Origin of the sequence: Neisseria sp. P0004.S004 (assembly GCF_051963335.1) — a bacterium.
Taxonomy (GTDB): domain Bacteria; phylum Pseudomonadota; class Gammaproteobacteria; order Burkholderiales; family Neisseriaceae; genus Neisseria.
The window spans coordinates 93,960-115,332 of the sequence record NZ_JBQCUK010000003.1; the positions used below are offsets into that span (position 1 = coordinate 93,960).

Sequence of the window (21,373 nt, forward strand, 5' to 3'; positions counted from 1 at the left end):
GCCTCAACCGCCGCCGTCACGCTCGACATAAGGTTTAATAAAATCATAAGAAACAGGCTCGTATTGCTTTTTATAATCCGTCGCCACCATCAAATACTCCTCGTCTTCCTTGAGCCGGTCAAAGCGGTAGCTGCCGTCTTCTTTGCTCCAACAATCCGCAATACATTCCATTGTAGGGCGTGCAAACAGATAAATACGGCGCGAAGCCGGCTGGCCGCCCACCGTAACAATACCCGTACCTTCGCCGGCGATATAGCCGTGGCCGCCGTATTTCCAATGCGGCGATTTGAAGGCACGGCTTCGCCCAATCCGATTGACGATTTTGCTACGCGACTTGCCGCGCTTAACGGCAAGACGGCTGCGGAAAACATAATTCGGCATGGTTTACAGCTCCCAGGCTGTGAGATTTACCAAAAAAGAGCCCCCACCAATTGTATTGATATACATAAATCTGTCCTCGCTATCGTCTAAATTGTCGTAAACCGTTCCCATCGGAATAACGTTAAACAAGGGCATGACTTCGCCAATTTTCATAAAACCGGGAAACAATCCGCGAAGCGCATATTTGCCACTCCCAATTGGTTCTTGCAGATAAATATCATCCGCTATAAACCCACCTGTGATAGGATTAGGATAGCTACCATAATCACCGTATCCTTTGCTTTTAAATCCTAAAATAGAAGCAATATCTCCCTTATAATCACGCATCGGCACCACAGAAATAACAACTTCACTGCCAGTGCCATAAATAAAATTCTCATCCACATCTGACACATATCCAAGCAGAGTATTCGCGTCGTCAGCCACGGCGAGACTGGAGAAGTTGCCAAAAATAAAAAACGAGCAATAATCCTGCCATAAAATAATTAAAGTAAATGCGCGCTCATTGCCGACCACAACCCATTGGATCTTATCCCGGTTATTGTTGTCTTTTTTGTAAATGAAATTGTAAAATCCACTGCTGTTGTTAACCTTTTGTTTGACTTTCCCCGCCTTTGCCGATGTTGGTTCCAAAAGACCGCATAAATCAACGTATCTTGCACGGTCTCCATATTTTGAGTCATCCACCCCCAGCCACCACTTTGTTGCCTTCGGGTGCATACTGCGGAAACAGGCTTCTTGCGTCTTTTCAAACGCCATTTCCCAGCCCAGCCCGTCCTTGTGTTTATTACCCTCGCCATAACCGGTAACCAGGCAGGCTTTTAAAATCGTTTTAATGCTGCCTGCCGCCGATTCAACCTGCGGCGCACCCTCGTCATCCCAGCGGTAAACCTTTACCGGCACACGTTGCGTATCAAACATTTCAGACGGCCTTTCTTTTTACTTCAATGGTTTAAAACCCCATTAAAACAAAAGCCCCGAAAATCGGGGCTTGGCATAGTTGCACTCACTTGCTTGTTTCTATTTTATTTTATTGCTTTCAGCGGAAATAAGTAATTTTCGCCTGACTGCCGCTTGCATCGACGGAGCAGCTAAATTGCGCACGCAACATAGCCCCGAAACTGTTTTGCGAATCGACATATCCGCTTATTTCAAACGTCCCATCGGCATTTTCACGTCGTTGCCATCCCCCGAAATCAGCCGAAGCAGGCGATTTTAAAATACCCGTTACCGCGCTTTCGCAGGCTGATTGTGCCTGATATACGCTCGGCTTGGATGACGTGCCGCCGTTTTTGAATGTAAACCAAAGCATCGGGATGGAAACCAAAATCCCGGTACCGATCAATTTCAAGAAATCAGACCCTCCGCTTTTTTTATTTTTCTGTCTGAGCTTTTCTCTTTCTTTCGCTTTTTCGCTTTCTTCTTTGGCAAGTTCGGGATTTTCGGCATGGAGGATTTTATCGTATTCCGCTTTTGCCGCCGGATTCAGCAAATACTCGCGACACCATCTTATCTCATCCAATTCCAGCTCCTGTCGCTCCGCAGCACGCCTCAAAGCCCGTTTAATTTCTTCTTCCGTTGCAGATGACATAATCCCAAGAAGTTTGTAATAGTTTTCCATTTCATTCTCCATATTTATTTTAAATAATGTATTCTAAAACAAACGGCATAAAAAAGAAACAAACGGTATAAAGGCCGTCTGAAAGCACTATTCAGACGGCCTTATCTTTTATTCGGCCACTGTATTACCGCGCAAACACGCGGTAAAACCATCGCGGCCGTTTTGCTTGTCCGGCGAAGGCTGAACACTGCGCAAAATCCAAACGGGCAACGGCGTGCCGTAGGTATTGAAGCGAATACAGTTCTGTACCGACCAGCCGCCGCCGAATGCCGCCGCTTTGAGCGTGAAATACGGCTTGCCGGTTGCCGGATTGGTCGGCGCAAGATCGGTCAAGGTATCGCTTTTTGCGACCAAGCCCAGCCGCTCGCCGTAAAGCTCAAATTGGGTTGCAGTAATGAATTTAATCAGCCAACGCTCGGTAATCGCGCCGTTGCTGGCCAACTTAATTGGGTAGTCTTTGACATTGGTACGCGCCAAAATAGGCTCCCCGCGTTGCGCGTCACTCCACACATTGTCCCATGCCTGTTGCGAAAACGGCTCGGTAGCGCGCACCAGCAAATCGCCGCCGATCAGAGCGGAAGATACAAATGTATGCTCCTTCGGATAGTTGCGCCCAATAGCAAACTGGAGTTTCAGACGGCCTGAAATATCGACGCCGGTCACACGGTTTTCCTCCTCCCAAGCGCAAACGGCAGTCAGCGGCAGGGTATATTGCGACAAGTCCAACGGCTCGGCAAAAGTAATGCTGCCCGCTTTGAGGTCTGCCGTGTATTTCTCGGCGAGGACGTGTTTGCCCTTACTGTCGACCAAGCAGAGGCGGTCGATATTTTGACGGTTGAGCGTGATTTTTTGAGCGGCGGTAAAAGCGCTGCCCAAATCCTGCTTGAGGCGGTTGGAAATCACGATCATATCGCCCTTGCGGAACACAGGTACGCGTCCGTCGGCAGGCAGGCGCACAGCATCGATACCGATAATCGACGAATCCAAAGGCAGGTTGTCTTGGGTCACGGCGTTGTAGCGTAAATCTTCGGGGTAGAAACCCTCATCGCGCTTGATTTCGTAGAAGCCTGTCTCGTAGTCGATTTTGCCTGTAATGCCGCCGGTAATTTCGCCTGCGGCGTTGCTTCTACCGACAATTTCGCCATTGCCCGCGTAAACGGTAAAGCTTTCAGGCTTGACCGGCGCGGCAGGTGTGCGGCCTGCATAACCATAACCCTTGATCTGTGGCTGGCGTACGATACCGCCTGTAATTTTAAGATTCAGGAAGGCAATATTACGGTCATTGATAATGACTTTACCGTCAGTAGTCAACGTACCGACTGCATCGCCCGAACCTTGTACTGCATTCCAATTCTTATAAAGCGTACCGCCTCGTTCAACAATCTCTGTCTCGCCGTCATGAAATGACCAGGTATCAAAAACACAGACGCTTCCTTGATCAAAGTCGTTCAAAACATTAAATAACAAGCCGCCGTTCAAGCTGCCACGACGTTTTTTTATTGAAGCTGGATCACTAGTCAGGTAATCTGCATACCAACTGACTATTTTTCCATAACGGTTTATTTCTTTTGTCTCAAGCGATTTTAGGTACTTATGCGTTGTATCTAAAATATTTTGTTCAACCATCGATCTTTCATGACCGGCAACCTGTAACACCGCTTTAGGCACGATCATTGTCGACCCTACACCACTCACACCCTCGGCTATTCGACCGCCGATTGTAAACTCGCCATTTTTCGCAGGGTTGGCGGACAATACAATTTTAAAGCCGCCCGAACCAGTTTTTACTCCCATTACTTCTCCTATCTCAATGCTGCCACTTCCCAAGAATACCTGTTTGAAACGGTTGTACTTGTATATTCCTCAAAGCCTCCCAAAGCCGTTAAAGAAACAGCGCGCCAATCCGGTACTGCCGTACCTAGTGTGATATTCCATATCTCTCCTTTTTCCTCTGCGGTCAACCCACGCCCATCAGCAAGACCAACCTGAATGCGTTCAGGCTCATCGCAAACATAATCAACTGAAGTAGAGTCAATATAAGCCGGCAATCTAATCGTACCGTTCAAATAATCCACGCTGCCAGTTGCATCACCCGTTAATTTTCCTGCGCCATCGTCTTGCGCTCTTTTCTTACCGTTATTTTGCCAAGTAAGCACCAGCGTTCCCGGCTTAATCGAATGCCCCAGGGAATAAGTGCACTTCCCGTTTGCCGCCTTGGGCAGATTATTTCCGCCCGTCTTTCCGCCATCAAAAGACGTAAAACCAGAGGAGTCTCCCCATTGGAACACTAAGCGGCTGCCAACATCCGGAAGAGACGGTAGATTAAGCAATACACTGCCTGTTGCAGACGATACCGTACCTACACTTTTACCGGCCTCATCCCGTAACACGCCGTCGCCTGTATCGGTCAAAACATACCAAACGCCCAAAGCCATAAAAGACACTTTTAAACTACCCAAAGCAGGATTAGGTCTAAGCAGAGGGGCAAATGATGTACCGTGATTGGTTTCTTTAATTTCTACCGCAATAGCATATCGAGCGGATGATGATTTAGCACCCGGAACCGCAGTTACCGTGTAATAACCTGTCGGCAAACCACTCAGACGCCCATGAGCGTAATCGGCATTGACGATATTGTCCCCGCTTTTAAGTTGACCGAAGCCATTGTCTGTGTAGTTCCCAATCTTGATACTGCCGGGTAAAACAGCCGAAGGCAAAGTTAAGGTTCCACTATCAACACGCCCCGCAAAAAGCTGCTTTTCCGGCGCAGCGGCGACCCATGCTTCACCGGGAACCGGGTATTCGTCCACATAAGGTGTCTCGACTGTCGAGGTCGGTACAAGCTTTTCGTAAATGCTAGACACCGTCAGCGTGGCATCTCCTGCCGAAAGGCCGTCTGATACAGGTTTCACGCCATAATAAGCCGCGGAATCTGCCACTTGGGTTTCCAAAATCTTAACTTTAGGCGCGGCATACCCCTTAACCGGATAATCGACACCATCAAAATCTCGGGTTAACGGATTGCTGATTTCCATTTTGACTACACGGCGCGGCACTTCCTCGACCTCACCGTTTGATTTTGGGATCTCAAAAACTCGCACTTCATCTTCGATGTTGATAATGCGGAAATACTCCGTGATACGGCGCGTCACATCTTTGGTTTTTTCTTCATATTGCAGGCAATAACGCTCGCCAACCTTCGGCAAAGGAGCCTCTACGCGCTGATACGCCTGCACAAGGCGCACGCCTGCCAAATGGCGACCCAATAACGTCATGCGGCTCTCCACTGTCGGCACAGAATACGCCTCAATGCGCGGCATAATATCCGCGCGGCTCTCTCCGTAGTTGCGCGCCTTAAACGCTAAAAAAGACACGTTTTCAGAGGTCGGCGGCTCGGTAATGACAAAATGCCCGCCGTAAAGCGGCTCGGAGTCGTTACGCAGGACGGCAGGGTACAGCAGACGCGCGTCCAGGCTGCCCATCGTACGGTCAACGTCTGAGACGGGCGGGAAAATCTCGTTATCCTCGCCGGTCAGCGGCTGACCGACCATCAAACCGCCGCCGTCAGGCGTATCGGTCATGCGCTGGCTGGGGTAAATCTGCAAATCCTGCTGCGTCAGACGCGTTGTTTTTTCCATTTTTGAAACCTTTTTAAATCCTGTTTAAATCTGTTTTCAGACGACCTTAAAATGTCATCAGGCAGAGCTGGGCAGTGTATCGTTCGCTATCCGTTTCCGGTGTTGAGTAATGCACCGGCTCGACATTATTCAAAGCCGCGTTATGGGTGCGCCAAATAACATTAAATTCGCGGCCGTCGTAGTGCGTCAGCGTCATCTCCAATTCGGGGACGTCCGTCCAGTCACGCAACGTACGTAAGATACTCAAATCAAGCCACACCCAATCGCCCGATAGCGTAATCGGACGACCGTTTGCCTTAATGCCTTGTTGGATGACCAATCCGCCCGACAAAGTGCGCTGCGGAGCGGCCTGCGCCACCTTGTTCCATTCAAATTCATCGTCCCAGCGCATATCCTGCGGCAGATGTACGGCCACGCCATTGTCTTTCCGTTTCAGCGTCCATTCTTGATTTGCCATTTCAGACGGCCTTTGCGTATTTTTCTCAAAACCCTATTAAAACAAAAGCCCCGAAAATCGGGGCTTGGCATGGTTGCAGTCAGATGGTTGCAGGCCGTCTGAATTATGTCGTGCGCTTTAATGAAGCTTGTAAACTATTCATAAAACCGTTAACAGCTTTCTCGGCAACCGCTTGGTCGCGCTGCGCCAAAATTTGGTTAAGCTTTTCCGGGTCGATATTAACCTGCGTATTGCCGATTTGTTGCAACCGCTGGGCGGCATTACTGTTACCATACGAACCTTGGTTGCGGACTTGCTCTTGCGCGGCAGATTCGGCGCGCTTGCTGCGCTGCCTGTTGTAAATCTGTTGCTGCAAATCGATTTGACGCTGATATTCGCGCGCAACGTCGGTTTGTTTGAGGCGGTTGGCATTGTCGAGTTTTTGTTGCAGCTCACGGATTTTTCTTTCTTGCTGCAAAGAATAAACCGCTTCCGTATTACCATTAAGCTCGGCAAGCTCGGCCTCAAGCGCGCGGGTTGCATCATGTGCTTCTTGACGCAGGGCATTCAGCCGGCGTTGGGCATCGGATATCGCATTGCGGAATTTTGTCAGCTCAGTATTCCCCAATTTATCGGCAGCACGAGAGGCCGCGCTGGCCGCATCGTTCAAGATATCCTGTGTCACTGCGCCTTGAGCAGCAGCATTGGTCAGCCTTTGCATCGCGGTATTCGCGCTGTAAATCTGTTGCGTGTACTCTTTCATCTGAGCAGCGCGGAATGTGGCCTCCATGCCCAACTTAATCCCGGAAAACTGTCGGTTCATCAAATCCAGCTGCTCATTATTGAGCTTATAAAATCCAGCCGTTTGAGTCAGACGGTAGCCATAATCGCTAAACGATTTAGACGCATTTGCTGCCGCTTTGGCTGCATTTTCTGCCTCCGCTGCCGCCTCTTTGTTGGCTGTCGCCACTTTTCTGACCGATTGGGCATGGTTTTCCGCCGCTTGCGAGCCTTTTTCATGCGCGGCTTTCGCGGCTTCGCCTGTTTTAGCGGCAGTATCATTTAACCCTTGGTAGGCGGTTTTGGCTTTTTCCGCACCGCCCGAAGCTGCATCGCCCAAACGGGCAAGCTGCTCCTGCGTCAACAGTGCCGCGTCGCCGCTGGCTTTGAGCTGGTGTTGAAACTCGGCAAATTCCTCCTTGCTTTTAAGTTTGCCCATCATGGCCTCAAAGGCTGCCTGTATCAGCTTGGCATCTTTTTGACCGGCCGCCGCCGCTTCTGTCGAGGCCGTCTGAAAATCGGCGAATGCCTGCCGCGCATCACTGCTGATGCCCGTCATCACGGCTTTACTGTCCACGCCGATTTTGGCGAAGGCATCGGCAACCTTGTCCGTCGACTCCCTTGCCGTATCTCCGATTTTCTTGATTTCTTCGGCCGTCAGCCCGGATTGTTTGCCTACCTTTTCCAATTCAGCCAAAAGAGCATCGGTTGATTCTTTGCTGTCCATCTGCTTGAGCGCAGCCTGAAACACCCGGCCCATCTGCTCGGCATCATTACCAAACTGAGAGGCAACACGCGAAAAATTGGCAATACCTTCCGCCGCCTTTTTGCTCATGCCGGTGGTTACTTCTTCCGCCGTCAAACCCAAAGCCTCAAGGGCTTTTTGTGCTGCGGCGAGCTCGCCCGTATCTGCGCTGATTTTGACGTTTTTCTTGTCAAGTTCGGTTTTCAGTTCAGCGGTTTTGGTGCGTACGTTTTCCAGCTTGATTGCCAGCTCACTGTAAAAGTCGCTCGTTTCTCGTCCGTCGGCACGCAATGCCGCCATACTGTGTTCTAATGCTGACAACTCTGTTGCAGACGCACGATATTCGGCTTGCAGGGCTTTGATGGCGGCGGCTTCCTCTTCGGCTGCCTTTTTCTTGGCGGCGGCAGCTTTTTCGGCTGCCTCCTGAGCTTTTTTATCCGCTATCTCCAACTCGCGCTTAATTTGGGCTTCGGTTTTGAAAAACTCGTGATACTTGTCGAGACCGCCGGTGGTAAACAGACTATCCAAAATGGCAGGAATACGGGCGAGGTTATCGCCGAAAATTTTTGCTAAATCCGTATTTTCGCGCAGCCAGCCGCCTACACCACGGCCAACCTCAAAAGCCGCAAACAATAATCCGGCATTGGATGCCGCCGTCTTGAGATTTTGAGCCAATGCTCCCGCAGCAGCCGCGCCATTACCGAAACCGTTACCGGCAGCAGCGGATTTGAGCGCGATGCCCAGCTCTCGTGCAGCGACAGTGGTAGACAGGATGGATGCTTTGGTTGCTTCAATCCCGACACGCTGGGTCGCAAATGATGCCGATACCGCACCACCAGTCAGTCGAACAGCCGCCTCATAAGCCTTGACGGCAACTGCGCCTGCTGCGAACAGTGCGGCAAGTTGCGTCAAGGCCGGGAACTCTTCGGTAATCGCTCCGATTGCACTTGCCACACTGCCGGCCGTACTTGCCAATAGAGACACCAAAGGCAGCAGCTTTTCGCCGACTTCGATGGCAACGTTGATGATTTCCTGCTTGGCTTTGTTGATTTGCGCTTCGCTGGTGGACATGGCGTTTGCCACTTCTTTTTGCATCGCGCCGACGACCTGCCCCTTGTCGGCGACCAAGCCCAAAGCCTTTTCATATTCGCCCAACGAGCCGACCAAAAGCGCGATGTCGTCGCTATATTCCGTACCGAAGAGTTGCGAGAGTGTCAGGGCACGGCTTTGTTTATCCAAGCCTTCGAGTTTGCGCAAGAAGTCCGTCAAAGCCTGCTGCGGATTGGCGGCGATATTGGCCGCCATCTCATCTGCAGACGTACCGATACCTTCCAAGGCCGCCTGAAAGTCTTTGCCCTGGCTTTGCGCGGTTTGCAGTTTTTGCAGCATGGCATTGATGGCGGTCGCAGCCACTTCGGGCGGTTTGCCCAATGCGATAAAGGCGTCGGCAAGCGCGGCGGCTTCGTCGGCGGCCAATCCGAACTGCTTGGCCGTACCGCCGATACGCGCCATCGCCGCAACAATGTCTTTTTCTCGTGCGGCGGTATTGTTGCCCAAAACGTTGATGGCATCGCCGAGTTTTTCCACCTCACCAATTGGGAGCTGGAACACGTTGGCAATCGTCGCGGCGGCATTGCCTGCCTCTTCCGCGCTCATCCCGAAGGCAACCGACATCTTGGACGCGATGGCGGTAAATTCCGACAACTTCTCAATCGGGATGCCGAGCTGTCCGCCCGCTGCGGCAAGATCCGCCATTTCGGCGTCGGAAATGCCCAATTCCGCGCCCATTTTCTTCAGCTCGTCTGAAAGTTGGGCGTACTGCTCGTCCGTGCCTTCGGCGACTTTTTTCACGCCCGCCATAGCGGTTTCAAACTTCATTGCCTCGCGGGTGGCAAACGCCAAGCCGCCCGCACCGCCGACCAAGCCCTGAATCTCCGAAGCAACCTCGGCAATAGACGGCTTCACACCTTTCAGGCTGGCTTCAAGTTCGCGCACCTTGCCTTCCTGCAACTGCGCCGCCCGGGCTAATTCTTCATGCGAGAGTGTGCCGCTGTTTTTAAGCAATTCGTAGGCGTCTTTGGTCTTTTGGATTTCCTGCCGTGCCTTGTCGTCGGTATCGATACCGAGCTGGATTTTTGCATCAGCAATGGCTTTTAGGGTTTGTGCTTCGGCGGTCAGGCGGTCGAGCTGCGCCGTTGCGGCGGCGGATTCGGACGACAGGCGCGCCTCTTCGGCGGCAAGATTTTTGACGGACACGCCCGACACCGACATCGCATCGCGGGCGGCATACAGTTTGCCCGTCAGTTCGGTTTCGCTTTTTGCCAGCCGCTCGGATTCGGCGCGCAGTTTCGCCAAATCGGCTTGCTGTTGCTGCGTACCGCCGCCGCGCATGGATTTCTCCAACGTCGCGGTCAGCTCGTCCAGTGCACGCATTTCTTTAGCGGTATTGTCCAATTCCGCCGACAACGCCTTATATTCTGCAATTGCCGCCTGTTGCGCTTGTGCTTTGGCCAGCGTTGCGCCCAGCTCTTTCGCTTCGGTGGTCAGCTTGCTCGTATCGATGCCTGCCGCCTCGATGGACTGCGCCAGCGCGTCGATGTTTTCAACGCCGGACACGCCCGCCTTAATCTCTAAACCTGCCTGAATATTCGCCATAATTTAATCCTGTTTTAAAACCCGTTTAAAAAAGGCCGTCTGAAACCTGCCGCCGCTGCGTCTAGACGCAGAAGCCAGTTTCAGACGGCCTTTGTTTATTACCGAATCTTTAGTTGTTGTACGACGTGAAGGAATAGGTCGAAGTCTCGCCCGAAGCTAACACCGCCGTCCCTTTGAATTCCGCCTCATTAAAGTCGTCGCCGAACCAGTCAATACTGCCGTCCGCCGCCAGTACGGCATGGGGGATGTGCAGAATGCCGGTCTCGCCGGTAACGCGGTTGCGGCCGTCAACGTAGATTTCTAAATCCAAGCGCGACAAGGTCGCGGCGGACACTTTATAGCCGCCGGAATCGCGGGTTTTGTATTCGACGGTGATGTTTTCGCCGTCGTTGACAGTATCTGCGGCCGGCAGGATGGTAATCATGCCCAAGGTGGCATTAATGTCCAAATGCTTGGCATCAACATTGGCGTTTGACTTGTTTTTGACTTTGACGGTAGCCGGGTCGATGTTGCCGTTTGCCAGTTTGTACGCCATGCCTTTTTTGCCGATGGTCACGGTCTCGCCCGTAACGGTCTGCGCCGTAGCCGCGATGACGGCGGCTTCGCCCATCAGGGCAAGCGCGAGGTTGTCTTTATCGAAAGTATCGAGCTTCAGACCGATTTCGGTAGGCTTGACGGTTTTCAGGCTGTCGAGTGCGCTGCCGTAAGTGCCTTTTTGCTTGGATACGCGCTCTTTGGTTTCCACGCTGGTCTGCGTGGTCAGGGCGGTGGTGTTGCCGATGTCGATAAAGCCCGAGCCTTTTTGATTGAGGTTGCGTACCTTGACGTCGCCCTCAAAGATTAAGCCGTGGTCGTTTTGTTTTGCCATGTGGCAGCTCCTTTAGTTTGCCGCCTGCACGGTGTCGCAGGCGAATGAAATGGGGTAAAAAGCAAAGCCGTCGTTGTATTCGATGGATGGCGAGGCGATGCGGCGGAAGGGGGTAACGGCATATTCGTCGCCCGCGTCCCAGCCTGAAAACACCCGTTGGATTGCCGTCAGGGTCTCGCCGACCTCGTACAACGTGGATTTGCCGTTGGCGGTATAGCTTCGTGCGAGGACGAAGGTAAAGTGCAGCGTCGATTTGAGGAATTTGCCGTTTTTCGCTTCGTCGGCAAAGGTCGAGCCGCCGTAAACGACATAGACCGCGCCGTCCAGCGGGGCGGCTTTGCGTTTCGCCGCGCCTTGGGCGAGCAGCTCGGCAAGTTCGCCGATTTCCTTAACCGCCTTAATGCCTTTGACGGTTTTCAGACGGCCTAAGATTTCGGGATAGACCGCCAATAAGTTTTCATGCTGTTTTAAAGCCATATCAGACAATCAATCCTTCCAGCCAATCGGACATTAAATCGTCAATGTCCTGATAATCTTGCGAAGACAAGCCCAAAAACGGACGCGCCGGCATGGTTTTCGTGCCTTCCTGCACATAAACCGAGTAGCCCATTACCGAGCCGGTAATCACGCTTTTTGCCGATGCCTCGTGCGTAATGCTTGCCAAGAGGTTGCCGTGGTCCACCAAAATCCCGCCGCGTCCGTTTTTGGCTTCTGCCGTAGCGGGGCTGACATCCTGCCAGCGTTTGCCGTCAGGCGCGGTTTTGGTTTCGGCGATACGACGGCGGGTCGAAGATTCGAGGATGCCGCCGATAGCGCGCAAAGGCTCTTCAAGGCTGCCGTTCAACCTGCCCGACAGGCGGTTCAGGCTTTGGGCGATACGCGACAAGTCGTGCGATACCGTAATCCGCATTGCCTACTCCTTCAGCCATTCCCTCAAATCGGGTTCGGCATTCACATAAACGGCACACGTTGATGGTCTGCGGTCATCCGATACGCGGTTTTCGTCCAGCATATTCGGATTTTTGACGACCATCTTCAGCCAGGCGATTGCCGACTGATAACGCTCTTCGACAATACCTGTTACCGCATCGTCGTAGAGGTAGTAGCGGGCGATGTCGCAGACTTTGATTTTCAAAACCTGCGGCGCGGTGTCGTTGGTAAAAAACAGTTTCGCCGCCCGAAGGTAGCTTGCCGCTTCTTCTTCCGCATCGGCAATTGCCGCCGCCATCACCGCTTCGTCTATTGTTTCGTAGTTCTCATGATTCGACCGTTCCGCCATTTCCTGCTCGCCGAAGCGGGTAATCATGTCTTGGATGGTAATCATGCCGTCCTCCGTTTTCAGACGACCTTTAAAACTGCCTTAAAGGCCGTCTGAAATCCGTTTAAGACATGGTCAGCGTTGCCAACAACTCGGGGCGCAGCGCAATCGGCAATGGATTGGACTGCATATGCAGGCTCCAGCCTTTGTCGTGCTGCAATTTCTCGCGGCTGGCGTAATACGGCAGGGCGCGGGTGTTGACGGTGGCGTTCATGTCGGCAGGCGCGAAATACTCTTTGTAGAGATTGCGGCCAACCGGCAGCAGAATGGCTTTGTCCGCACCGATGTCGGCGTCGCTGCCGAAATGGTTGGCATACTCGATAAAGCGGATGCCTTTGTGGACAAACTCGGTCGGATTGAGCGTATCGCCTTCGCGGTAGGCGCGTGCTTCGTCAAAGCGTTTGTACACTTCGAAGATAGACTTATGCTCTTTGAGCGCACTCAAAAACTCCATGCCGCAATAGACAACCCAGCCGCGCACTTGCGCACCGTTGAATTTTTGGCGTTGTTCGGACAAGAGCTTGTCCAATACCGCGCCGACTTTGGTCGCGTCTTTCGACAATTCGATGTTTTGTGTTTTGCGTGTAATTTTGAAATCGGTGTTGATGTCCAAAATCACGCTGCCGTCTGCATCCAAAATCTTGCCCTGCAACGCGCCGAGCATCAGATGCTCGCGGGTGTATTCAAGGTCGGATTTACCGCCGGCGAGTTTTTCATTCACTTTGTCCATAACGGTTGCGGCTTGGGTTGTGCCGAAAGCGCGCAGGTTCTGCACGTCGTCCGCGCGGATGACGTCATGAATCGGCAGGTGTGGGATTTTGACGGTGTGAATTTTGCGTTTCGGGCTATCCACTGCCTGGCCGGCCGTACCGCGCTCTTTGCTGGCAACCAAGTGAACTTTGCCGTCTTGGAACTCAATGTCGGCGTAGGTGGTGGTCAGGTATTCGGGTTCGAAAATACCCAGCTCGCGGATTTGGCTTGCGCCCGGGTCGATTTTATTGCAGGCGGTGGTCAAAGCCTGCACGCCAAACTTGCTGTTATCGGATAAAGGCATATTTTTTCCTTATAGTTACAGGCTGTCGCCATTGGGATCGAGATTGACAATACGGTTTAAAATATAAACGATGCCGTACAGATCGCCGTCTTTATTCAGATGCTCAATCACATTACCTCTCGTTTTTGATGTACCGCCGCGAATTCCATCGTCTGAGCATCGATCCAGATTGATGATGCAATTGTGCGGCTGTACGATGACTTTACCGTCGGCTTCATCCGTCAACGCAAGCAATTTGAAATCGCTGCGGAGAGGAAATCTAACAAATGTACCGGCTTTTGTGCCTTGCGAAGCAGCAACAGCCACACGCGTTAACGGCGTCGCTTCATATTTCAAAAAATCGGAAATAGCAGGGCCTAAGATTTCGGTTTTGACTTTAGACATAAGAGCCTCCCAATAAGCCTTTGTGGCTGGCTACGGAGAACTTGCCCTCCGCCTCGCCGGTGTGTTCAGATTCGCCTTTGCCTGCGCCTTCGCTCAACAGTGCGGGTGGTACGGCAGACTGGGTGGCTTTCGGCGTCAAATCGGCAATCATGGCTTCTGCCGCTTCAATGTCGGCAGACAAAAGCACGATCATGGTAGCGTCGGACAAGCCTTCAAACTTGCCGTTTTCGCCTTCCTTAAAGCCGGCGGCGGACAATTTCGCCTTGACTTGGTTTTTCTTGGCAGCCGCTTCGGCTTCTTTCAGCTTTTTCTCGGCTTCGGCTTTTTCAGCCTTGAGCGTATCGACTTCCGCTTTCAGGTCGTCAAACGCTTTCTTTTCTTCGGGTGTCATAGATAACTCCAAAGGTTGTTTAAAAATATCCGGCAAGGGACTGCCGTCCGACAACACCACCGCCTCCGTCTCGCCATCTACACCGACGGCGGTAAACGACACCTCGCGTATCGCACAACGGCGCAGGATGACGGCCGGCCCGGTTACCTCGTTGCCGTTGACGGACAATACTGCGCCCGCCGCCAGCTCCTCGTAGGATTCCGCCTGCGCGTAAACCGACATTTCCCAAGGGAAACCTTGGTCGGCTGCTTCGGCGATCTGCGTGCCAAACTCGTTGGACAACAGACTGCCTTCCGCAATCAGGCCGTCCGCCGTTACCGACAGGCTGCACACGCCCGCCATCTTGACGGGGGAATGCTCCAACAGGACGGGGACGGACGCTTTGTGCGACAGCTGGGCCAAATCGACGACTGCCTGATAACCGCCGTAGCCGAAGGGCTTGCCCGAATTGGCAACGCCTTTAAAAGTACGCACCTTGTCGGCACCGGTCGCCAGGGCAACCGGCAGCGCGGCGGACAATTTGATTTTGAGGGGGGTGTTGTTCGTATCCATTGCTCCATTTTGCCTTGCCAAGTTCAAAAAGACGGACGGCAGGATTTCACTTCCCAATCCAAATGCAAAAGCCGCCTAAAACCCGAATATCAGGTTTCAGACGGCCTTGCGCAGTTCATCTATTTAAAATTCGATTCAGGGGCGTTTTAGAAGCCTCTAGGATTGATTTTAAAATGCTGGATATATCTTTGCTTGCCCTAAGTATTTAAACGCGCTAAAACGCGAAATTTGAGCGGTTATGAAAAAAGCCGTCTGAATCGGTTTCAGACGGCCTTTGGGTTACATAGACTTGAATCTTGGATCGGCTTCAAGCGCAGCTTTTAAATCGGACTTGTAAGGCTTAATCCACTCGGACTTTTCAGCAGCCTCAAGTATCCATCCGCATACACGGGCAAATGCCGCAGCGGACAAATCCGCAATCGAAAATACGCAGCCCGAAAACTCGCCCTGCATTTGCTCGGCTGCCTCCTTGTCGATTTCGGCGAGACGCGGATACAGATAGTCCAACAATTCGGACGGGGCGGTTTTCCCGCCTAAAAATACTTTTACTTCGCGGCTGACATACAGTTCAGACGGCATGACTTACTCCGATATTTTTACCAATAAGCGGACTTTATCCCGCTGTTCTTTTGGCAATGATAACACATACTGCAACAATTTATGCCGGTTTACCGCATTCAGATGGCGCAAATCAAGCGGGACAATATCGGCTTTGTTGAAATGCTCTTGAATATTGTCAACCTTCCCTTTCCATGCGTCGGCGGTGTGTGCAAAATAACGGTTTATCAATTCCGCACGTTCGGGATTTTCGGTAAACATAAAATCCAGTTTTACCCATTGCTCACGGGGCAGGTCGTCTGAAACAATCAGATAATCGGCTTGTCCCTTACCTTTCTCCACGGGCAAATCAAACACTTCCAGCCTGTCGCCCGTTTCAGCCTGCCACGCTGCCGCAGCTCTCGCTTCGTGGTCTTTGGTATTGTTGGCAGACTGCTCTTTTGTCAGCCTGCGCACTTCTTTTTCCGACACCTTGTCCGGCAAAGCCAACACCGCCACTTTATCAGACGGCACGCTATACCGCTTGTCCAGCCACGCTTCGCGCTCGGCAATCATGGCGGCCAGTGCCTCTTCGCCGTTTTTCTCGCCAAACAGTGCGTCCATCGCGCCCAATCGGTCGCCGTGGTTGTGCGCGAAGCTCGGGGTGATGTCGTCGGGTATCAATACCGTTTTGCCTGTGCGCGGATTGGTAAACTCAACCATATCCACATCAGGCTCGCCGCTGATGCCCTCGCGCTCCGCCTGCCGACGGGTCAGGGCGGACACCGAACATTTACAACCGTAGCCGTTGGGCGGAAAGATGACTTTCCAAATGTCGTGATCGACCGGCAGGACTAGGCCGTAGTAGCGTTTATGGCTGTCGCGCGGATGCCCGGCGGCGGAATGGTTATAGCGCAAATACGGCAGGGCTTTTTTGTTTGCCTGTATCCGCTGCCACTGCCCCGCCGCAAAGGCGGTTTGCATATTGGTGTTGAAGATGGTTTTCAGACGGCGCGTACTGCCGAGCTGTACCAATTTCGGCTCGCCGTCCAGCGGGTCGGTCATGATTTGTTCGCCCCACCAGCCTTTGGCCATCAAATACGGTTTTAAACGCTTTTTAAAATCGGCAAACGCTGTGCCGTTCCGCTGTGCGGCTTCGATGGCGTCTTTGACTTCGGCAAGCATATCCGCGTCCATCATCTTGGCGACGGTAAAGGCAAGGCTGTGTTGATACAGCCAAACATCGTAATGACTGAATCCGGGCAGGATTTTCTTAGCCTTGAAATGCTCGAAAGCAGCTTTATCGACTAAGCCGGCGAAGTTGTATTCAATCCCGTCCATCGCCCACTCCGTCGGCCCAAGCCGAAAGGCCGTCTGAAACCAAACGCTGGATCAAGAGATTATCGCCCTGGCTCAAATCAAGTTTGGACAGCTTCGCCTCAAATTCGGCGTAGTCTTTGCAGCTTTCCAGTAAACCCAACACCGCCTCCATCTTCGGTCGGGCGATTGCCTGCTCCGCCGTATCAGGCGCATTGCGGGCAAGGCCGTCAGACAGGCGCAGGCTGAATTTGGCGGGCGCAGGGTTTTCAGACGACGCTTTCGGGTCGCGCAGCTCGAAATGTTCCGGCTCAAAGCCCAAGATGTCGCGGTAGTAGGTTTCGGTCAACACGAGCTGCCCCGTATCCATATACATCTTGTCGCGTTCGGCGCGGGTTTTATCGACCTTGATTTCGTCCTCAAACTCAAACCATACGCCTTTGGGCGCATTAATCGGCTTGCCGTAGGCGTTGTTGACCATCACGAGCGCGTCGATAAAGTGCTGCGCTGCGCGGGACAAAAGGGCAAGATACGCGCCGATACGCTCGTCGCGGTTGTTTTCTTCGGTCTCTTGGCTCGCGCGGCTGGCGGTCTCAAGGTCGCTGGTTTTGACTTTGCCTAACAGCGTTTTTTGGATACGCGCATTGGCAAGGTTTTCCAGTCGGCGGAATGCCTGACCGTCCGCGCTGTTTTGCAGCATCATCACATCGTCTTCGCGTTCGATACTCAACGCGCCGCCGGAAACAAAGCGGTAAAACCGGCTCATGAAGCTGTCGTGGTCGTCGTTGCTGTTGGCTTGGATTTTAGCAATCAGATAAGGCTGGGCGTAGCGCGTAATAAATTGCGCCGCATAGACAAAGCCTTTTTTACGCAACGCAACCGGCGCATACAGCCGCGCCGCCGCCATTTCTCCCGCAGGATTGGTTGAAGTGGCGCGGTGGGTAATAAAGAGATACAGCACGTCCGTATTGCAGGCTTCCTCGCCACCGCTGCCGCGATACACCAGCGAGCCGTCGCGGTAGGGAACGTATTTCGCCAATTCGCCGCTTTTGTTGCTGATATGCTTAATCGTCAAAAAGCCGTCGGGTTCGGGCTGATAAACGTACCGACCGACACCATAGCCGCCCAAACGCGCCGTCAACACGATTTCGGCAAGTGCGGGCAGATGGCGTTTCAGTGTTTTCCATAGACGGTCTTTGTCTTCGTCGCTCAAGTCCTCACCATAAATGCGCCACGCCTTGTTCTGCATGGCGGAATGCAAATCCTCCAAACAGGCGGCGACCTCATCGTCGCCCGATACCGCGTCCAACGCCTGCTGTCTGTCCACGCCGAGGCGAGATAGTAGAGAGTCCGTGCCTTCCATATTAGAAAACAGGCTTTCCAACGCATCTTCAGTCGCGCTCGTCAATGTCTTGATTGCGGTTTTCCGCGTTGCGCTTTTAATCAATCCGAACATATTTTCTTACTCCAAAGGTCGTCTGAAACCGTTTTCAGACGACCTTAAAATCACATTTCCAACATCGGCGCAGGCAAATCAATCGCACGCGCTCTGTTTAACACATTGCCCGTCGTTGCTGCCATCCACAGCATATGCAACGCATCGGGTCCGTCGTCGTGGTCGGCTTTGGGGAAATGGCGCAACTGGCTGATTAAGGTCTTTTGGTCGGGATTGAGCAAAATCAGCCCGTTTGCCATGTGCGGCTGCAAGGTCTCAATCCGCAACATCTTGTCTGACGACGGCTTGATACCGCGCACCGGAATATGCACACCTGAACGCGCCCCGCGCTTAATCAGTTCATCTTTAAGGAACTCTTGAAACTGCACCGTCTCCACCACCCACAACACCGGCTTGACCCGCGCCTCTTTTTGGATGCGGATAACGTCCTCGATAATCAAATCAGGCAGGCGTTTTTTGACTTGGGCGACGGTTACAAACAGCCGTCCCGTCGATTTTTGATAACCGCCGACCAAAATCGCCGACGGATCGCGCCCCGCGCCCGCTTTGCCCAATGACGGGTCGAGCGCGCCGTAGTACACCAAATCGTCAGGGAGTTCCGACCAGTATTTGATGTTTTCGGCAAACGGTGCATCTTCGCCGCTGACCGGGTCGTTTTGATACTCGCTGTCAAATGTCGCATGGCCGTCGCGGGCGCGGATTTTCATCAATGCCAACACGCCACGCGCCGCCCAAGAAGTGACCGCGCCGCGCTCCATCTCGTCTTTGTTTGCCTGATAAAACGCCTCGGCCACCGTCTCGCCGTCGTTTCGGAAAAGTTCCTCCCAGCGGTCCCACAAATCCATGCGGTCGGGCCAGCGTTTCATCGCCTTAAACTTAACACCCCGCCAGAACGGGTTATTCAAAGTGCGGTTAAGTACGCTGTCGTAATGCAAAATCGTGCCGATATAAATTACATCGTATTTCTGACCGACACCGCCCAAAGGCAATACAGTCTTAGTCAGCCAGGCATTGAGCTTGTCGCGCTGTTCGGGGTTACGGACTTGTTCGTCATTCTCAATATCGTCCAATATGGTCAGGTCAGGACGGTAGGGGCCGTGACGCAAACCGCGCAGTTTTTTACCGCTACCGGCCACTTGGACTTTAACGTCATTGGCCGTCACAATCGTACCGGCCTGCCATACACGGCCTTGCCCGCATACTTCCGGGAAGTCGGTTTTCAAGCGTGGGTTAAACTCAAGTTCTGCCTTAATGGCTTCGAGCATGGGATACGCCTGGTCTATGCTGTCCATCACAATAACGGCATAATGTTTTTGGCCGGTCACAATACACCACAGCGTAAACAACTGAGTAACCTGCGTCGACTTACCCTCGCCACGCGACGCACCCACCGCCTCATTTTCCCCTTTTGGGGAGCGGATAATCTCCGGCAGACGGCTGAATAAAAACGCATGCAGTTCGGATTTTTCAGGCGAGCGGATATAATGGGGGAAGTAGGTATTGACGAAATATTCGTAACCGCCTACCGGGTCAAACACCTTGGCACGGCGTGCAGCAATAGCCTTGGGCGACGCATCGAAGCCGTCCACTTCCGCTTCGATGACTTGGCGCAGGCTGGCGGCCAGTTCGGCAAGGGATTTGAGGAATTCTTTTGTTTTCATGAGGAATAATTTATGGACTGGTTAAATAGAGGTATTCAGGAAAAAATCTTACGAGCCTTAAGTAATAATTACCCGAACTGCCTAAAAGCAATCAAGGTGTATAACTCTATTTTCCATAATAGTGCTTTACCTATTACTTCTAACATCCCTGTTGATAAACAAGGATTGGACTTGGCTTTGACCCTTGGTTGTGAAATTCAAAGTCAACACCTAGCAACTTTACAATCAGATGAATTCCAATATTTTTTAAAAAATATTTATTACTTAGACGAATCTGGTTTAATTGAAATTACTTCGATAGATCCACTTCATAAAGATCTTCACTGCAAGATTAATCACAAGGGCATAGACTTCCTTACCGATGATGGCGGCCTATCCGCCATTCTTGATGTCGTCACAGTCAAACTACACAGCGACACTATTCAGGCTTTAATTGCGGCAAAAATAGACCAAGCGGAGATTTCTGATTCAGAAAAAAGCTGGTTGAAAAAAGAATTGGGGAAAATCAAAGACACTGCATTAAGTACATTTACAGCAAATGCCATTAATGCCATCCCTGCAGCTACCCTCGTCACGCTTTTAAAATCAGCTATCGGTCTCTAACCAAACTTCTTCTCCACTTCCGCCCCAAACGGCTCCAATACCTCCACAAAGGCAGGCAAATGTTTGGGGTGTTTTTCTTGCACAAACGCCATCAAGAACTCAATCAATTCCAAAGCCGTCGCCAGTTTTGACGTTTCCGGCATCACACGAGCATTGGCTGATACGGTTTTCGTAAACGCATCGGCCAGGCTGGCCAACAGCTTGGCGCGGTCCGATGGCGGCAAATCTTCGGTACTCGAATCCTGCAGCATCGTCATCGTGCTGTTGTACTGCACCATAAAACCGGCCAACATCGCACGGCTCAAGTCCTCAATACCGCCGCCGGCCAAAGTGTAGGCAGCGCGCATCTTATCCCAGTCGTCGCCTTTTTCCTTATCCGCACGTTTCCACGCACGCGCAGTGGCCTGCGGGATTTCGCACATTAAGGCCGCCGTTTCCAAAGTTTGTTCGCCGCTCACATAGAGCCGGCGTAACTTTTCACGGATTTCTTGCGGGTGAGCCATAATTACAGTCCCATTTTCGCTTTAAGCAATTCCCAGCCGACCGTAATCACGCCGCCGCCGATCGCGCCGAATGTAATGGCCGTGCGTTTCGTGTCTTGGCGGATTTGTGCAATTTCCGCCTGCATTTCCTTCTGATTTTTCAGAGTTTGATCAGTCTTGTTTTCAATACGCGCCAAGGCTTCCAAAATCGGGTCGCTCATGATTTGTCCGCTTTCCTGTCCAGTTTTTCGTTTACTTTTTCCAACTTGTTTTCGATGCGTCCCAACGAAGCCGCAATATTGTCGCGGTCTGCCTTGGCATCTTGCTTGGTGTGATAAGAGAGCTTGACCGCGTGCAGCTCCTCTTTAAGGTCGTCGATACGCTTGTCCGCCTCTTTCAGACGGCCTGAAATACCGTTGACCCAAAACCAAAACGCCGCCGTTGCAATCGGCCACAGGGTTTTAAACCCAAATTCAAAGTCCATTTAAAACCCC

22 protein-coding genes are annotated in these 21,373 nt (G+C 52.1%); 1 reads left to right on the forward strand and 21 read right to left on the reverse strand.

The features are described from left to right. Positions 1-3: 3 nt before the first annotated feature. The 18 genes from ACTHRY_RS03225 to terL all read right to left on the reverse strand — a co-directional run bounded on the left by ACTHRY_RS03225 (position 4) and on the right by terL (position 19,794). A complete protein-coding gene (locus tag ACTHRY_RS03225; protein ID WP_049323797.1) occupies positions 4-381 on the reverse strand; it encodes a hypothetical protein in 378 nt (125 codons plus the stop codon). 3 nt (positions 382-384) lie between these two features. Further along, positions 385-1,302, reverse strand: coding sequence for a hypothetical protein (locus ACTHRY_RS03230; RefSeq protein WP_049323796.1), 918 nt, complete (start codon positions 1,300-1,302; stop codon positions 385-387). Between the two features lie 118 nt (positions 1,303-1,420). Continuing rightward, positions 1,421-2,002: a hypothetical protein gene (locus ACTHRY_RS03235; RefSeq protein WP_049323795.1), complete on the reverse strand. Its 582-nt coding sequence runs from the start codon at positions 2,000-2,002 to the stop codon at positions 1,421-1,423. Positions 2,003-2,110: 108 nt separating this feature from the next. Next, a complete protein-coding gene (locus ACTHRY_RS03240) occupies positions 2,111-3,796 on the reverse strand; it encodes a hypothetical protein (RefSeq protein ID WP_152901093.1) in 1,686 nt (561 codons plus the stop codon). An 8-nt stretch (positions 3,797-3,804) separates the two neighbouring features. Continuing rightward, entirely contained in the window at positions 3,805-5,640 is a 1,836-nt protein-coding gene (locus ACTHRY_RS03245; RefSeq protein ID WP_440374042.1) for a hypothetical protein, read from the reverse strand. A 46-nt stretch (positions 5,641-5,686) separates the two neighbouring features. Beyond that, on the reverse strand, positions 5,687-6,097 hold the full coding sequence (locus ACTHRY_RS03250; RefSeq protein ID WP_049335950.1) for a hypothetical protein: 411 nt from the start codon (positions 6,095-6,097) through the stop codon (positions 5,687-5,689). 103 nt (positions 6,098-6,200) lie between these two features. Continuing rightward, positions 6,201-10,256: a phage tail tape measure protein gene (locus ACTHRY_RS03255; RefSeq protein WP_440374043.1), complete on the reverse strand. Its 4,056-nt coding sequence runs from the start codon at positions 10,254-10,256 to the stop codon at positions 6,201-6,203. Between the two features lie 109 nt (positions 10,257-10,365). Beyond that, positions 10,366-11,124 (reverse strand): hypothetical protein, encoded by a 759-nt coding sequence (locus ACTHRY_RS03260; RefSeq protein ID WP_049360243.1) that lies wholly within the window; start codon positions 11,122-11,124, stop codon positions 10,366-10,368. Positions 11,125-11,136: 12 nt separating this feature from the next. Further along, positions 11,137-11,601: a phage tail terminator protein gene (locus ACTHRY_RS03265; RefSeq protein ID WP_440374044.1), complete on the reverse strand. Its 465-nt coding sequence runs from the start codon at positions 11,599-11,601 to the stop codon at positions 11,137-11,139. A gap of 1 nt (position 11,602) precedes the next feature. After that, complete coding sequence (locus ACTHRY_RS03270; protein WP_049360245.1) at positions 11,603-12,034, reverse strand: phage virion morphogenesis protein; 432 nt, start codon at positions 12,032-12,034, stop codon at positions 11,603-11,605. A gap of 3 nt (positions 12,035-12,037) precedes the next feature. Then, the gene (locus ACTHRY_RS03275; RefSeq protein ID WP_049360246.1) at positions 12,038-12,448 is read right to left on the reverse strand and encodes a phage protein Gp36 family protein; all 411 of its coding nucleotides are present in this window, start codon (positions 12,446-12,448) and stop codon (positions 12,038-12,040) included. Positions 12,449-12,506: 58 nt separating this feature from the next. Beyond that, the gene (locus ACTHRY_RS03280; RefSeq protein ID WP_440374045.1) at positions 12,507-13,496 is read right to left on the reverse strand and encodes a major capsid protein; all 990 of its coding nucleotides are present in this window, start codon (positions 13,494-13,496) and stop codon (positions 12,507-12,509) included. A 15-nt stretch (positions 13,497-13,511) separates the two neighbouring features. Continuing rightward, on the reverse strand, positions 13,512-13,880 hold the full coding sequence (locus tag ACTHRY_RS03285) for a hypothetical protein (RefSeq protein ID WP_049360249.1): 369 nt from the start codon (positions 13,878-13,880) through the stop codon (positions 13,512-13,514). Beyond that, positions 13,873-14,823: a hypothetical protein gene (locus ACTHRY_RS03290; RefSeq protein ID WP_049360252.1), complete on the reverse strand. Its 951-nt coding sequence runs from the start codon at positions 14,821-14,823 to the stop codon at positions 13,873-13,875. The genes ACTHRY_RS03285 and ACTHRY_RS03290 overlap by 8 nt, the downstream gene beginning before the upstream one ends. A gap of 279 nt (positions 14,824-15,102) precedes the next feature. Beyond that, entirely contained in the window at positions 15,103-15,402 is a 300-nt protein-coding gene (locus ACTHRY_RS03295; RefSeq protein ID WP_049360254.1) for a hypothetical protein, read from the reverse strand. Between the two features lie 3 nt (positions 15,403-15,405). Further along, positions 15,406-16,701, reverse strand: coding sequence for a phage minor head protein (locus ACTHRY_RS03300; RefSeq protein WP_049360256.1), 1,296 nt, complete (start codon positions 16,699-16,701; stop codon positions 15,406-15,408). Further along, entirely contained in the window at positions 16,688-18,085 is a 1,398-nt protein-coding gene (locus ACTHRY_RS03305; RefSeq protein WP_440374046.1) for a phage portal protein family protein, read from the reverse strand. Before ACTHRY_RS03305 ends, ACTHRY_RS03300 begins: the two co-directional genes overlap by 14 nt. 98 nt (positions 18,086-18,183) lie before the next feature. Then, the gene (gene terL / locus ACTHRY_RS03310; RefSeq protein WP_440374047.1) at positions 18,184-19,794 is read right to left on the reverse strand and encodes a phage terminase large subunit; all 1,611 of its coding nucleotides are present in this window, start codon (positions 19,792-19,794) and stop codon (positions 18,184-18,186) included. Positions 19,795-19,806: 12 nt separating this feature from the next. Between terL and ACTHRY_RS03315 the strand changes: the two genes are divergently transcribed. Then, positions 19,807-20,397: a hypothetical protein gene (locus ACTHRY_RS03315; RefSeq protein WP_440374048.1), complete on the forward strand. Its 591-nt coding sequence runs from the start codon at positions 19,807-19,809 to the stop codon at positions 20,395-20,397. On the opposite strand, the gene ACTHRY_RS03320 is transcribed toward ACTHRY_RS03315, so the two are convergent. Genes ACTHRY_RS03320 through ACTHRY_RS03330 form a run of 3 tightly spaced genes read right to left on the reverse strand, consistent with a single transcriptional unit; the run spans position 20,394 to position 21,363 of the window. Next, complete coding sequence (locus ACTHRY_RS03320) at positions 20,394-20,900, reverse strand: DUF1804 family protein (protein WP_004520456.1); 507 nt, start codon at positions 20,898-20,900, stop codon at positions 20,394-20,396. The genes ACTHRY_RS03315 and ACTHRY_RS03320 overlap by 4 nt on opposite strands. 2 nt (positions 20,901-20,902) lie before the next feature. Further along, complete coding sequence (locus tag ACTHRY_RS03325; RefSeq protein ID WP_049343850.1) at positions 20,903-21,100, reverse strand: hypothetical protein; 198 nt, start codon at positions 21,098-21,100, stop codon at positions 20,903-20,905. Further along, the gene (locus ACTHRY_RS03330; protein ID WP_002253472.1) at positions 21,097-21,363 is read right to left on the reverse strand and encodes a hypothetical protein; all 267 of its coding nucleotides are present in this window, start codon (positions 21,361-21,363) and stop codon (positions 21,097-21,099) included. The genes ACTHRY_RS03325 and ACTHRY_RS03330 overlap by 4 nt, the downstream gene beginning before the upstream one ends. Between the last annotated feature and the right edge of the window lie 10 nt (positions 21,364-21,373).

Excerpts from the sequence above, each read along its gene's own strand:
- ACTHRY_RS03275 (WP_049360246.1), bottom strand. The coding sequence starts at position 12,448 with ATGATTACCATCCAAGACATGATTACCCGCTTCGGCGAGCAGGAAATG.
- terL (WP_440374047.1), bottom strand. The coding sequence starts at position 19,794 with ATGAAAACAAAAGAATTCCTCAAATCCCTTGCCGAACTGGCCGCCAGC.
- ACTHRY_RS03240 (WP_152901093.1), bottom strand. The coding sequence starts at position 3,796 with ATGGGAGTAAAAACTGGTTCGGGCGGCTTTAAAATTGTATTGTCCGCC.
- ACTHRY_RS03295 (WP_049360254.1), bottom strand. The coding sequence starts at position 15,402 with ATGCCGTCTGAACTGTATGTCAGCCGCGAAGTAAAAGTATTTTTAGGC.
- ACTHRY_RS03235 (WP_049323795.1), bottom strand. The coding sequence starts at position 2,002 with ATGGAAAACTATTACAAACTTCTTGGGATTATGTCATCTGCAACGGAA.
- ACTHRY_RS03290 (WP_049360252.1), bottom strand. The coding sequence starts at position 14,823 with ATGGATACGAACAACACCCCCCTCAAAATCAAATTGTCCGCCGCGCTG.
- ACTHRY_RS03330 (WP_002253472.1), bottom strand. The coding sequence starts at position 21,363 with ATGGACTTTGAATTTGGGTTTAAAACCCTGTGGCCGATTGCAACGGCG.
- ACTHRY_RS03270 (WP_049360245.1), bottom strand. The coding sequence starts at position 12,034 with ATGCGGATTACGGTATCGCACGACTTGTCGCGTATCGCCCAAAGCCTG.
- ACTHRY_RS03260 (WP_049360243.1), bottom strand. The coding sequence starts at position 11,124 with ATGGCAAAACAAAACGACCACGGCTTAATCTTTGAGGGCGACGTCAAG.
- ACTHRY_RS03300 (WP_049360256.1), bottom strand. The coding sequence starts at position 16,701 with ATGGACGGGATTGAATACAACTTCGCCGGCTTAGTCGATAAAGCTGCT.
- ACTHRY_RS03285 (WP_049360249.1), bottom strand. The coding sequence starts at position 13,880 with ATGTCTAAAGTCAAAACCGAAATCTTAGGCCCTGCTATTTCCGATTTT.
- ACTHRY_RS03320 (WP_004520456.1), bottom strand. The coding sequence starts at position 20,900 with ATGGCTCACCCGCAAGAAATCCGTGAAAAGTTACGCCGGCTCTATGTG.
- ACTHRY_RS03245 (WP_440374042.1), bottom strand. The coding sequence starts at position 5,640 with ATGGAAAAAACAACGCGTCTGACGCAGCAGGATTTGCAGATTTACCCC.
- ACTHRY_RS03315 (WP_440374048.1), top strand. The coding sequence starts at position 19,807 with ATGGACTGGTTAAATAGAGGTATTCAGGAAAAAATCTTACGAGCCTTA.
- ACTHRY_RS03255 (WP_440374043.1), bottom strand. The coding sequence starts at position 10,256 with ATGGCGAATATTCAGGCAGGTTTAGAGATTAAGGCGGGCGTGTCCGGC.
- ACTHRY_RS03250 (WP_049335950.1), bottom strand. The coding sequence starts at position 6,097 with ATGGCAAATCAAGAATGGACGCTGAAACGGAAAGACAATGGCGTGGCC.
- ACTHRY_RS03265 (WP_440374044.1), bottom strand. The coding sequence starts at position 11,601 with ATGGCTTTAAAACAGCATGAAAACTTATTGGCGGTCTATCCCGAAATC.
- ACTHRY_RS03280 (WP_440374045.1), bottom strand. The coding sequence starts at position 13,496 with ATGCCTTTATCCGATAACAGCAAGTTTGGCGTGCAGGCTTTGACCACC.
- ACTHRY_RS03230 (WP_049323796.1), bottom strand. The coding sequence starts at position 1,302 with ATGTTTGATACGCAACGTGTGCCGGTAAAGGTTTACCGCTGGGATGAC.
- ACTHRY_RS03325 (WP_049343850.1), bottom strand. The coding sequence starts at position 21,100 with ATGAGCGACCCGATTTTGGAAGCCTTGGCGCGTATTGAAAACAAGACT.
- ACTHRY_RS03225 (WP_049323797.1), bottom strand. The coding sequence starts at position 381 with ATGCCGAATTATGTTTTCCGCAGCCGTCTTGCCGTTAAGCGCGGCAAG.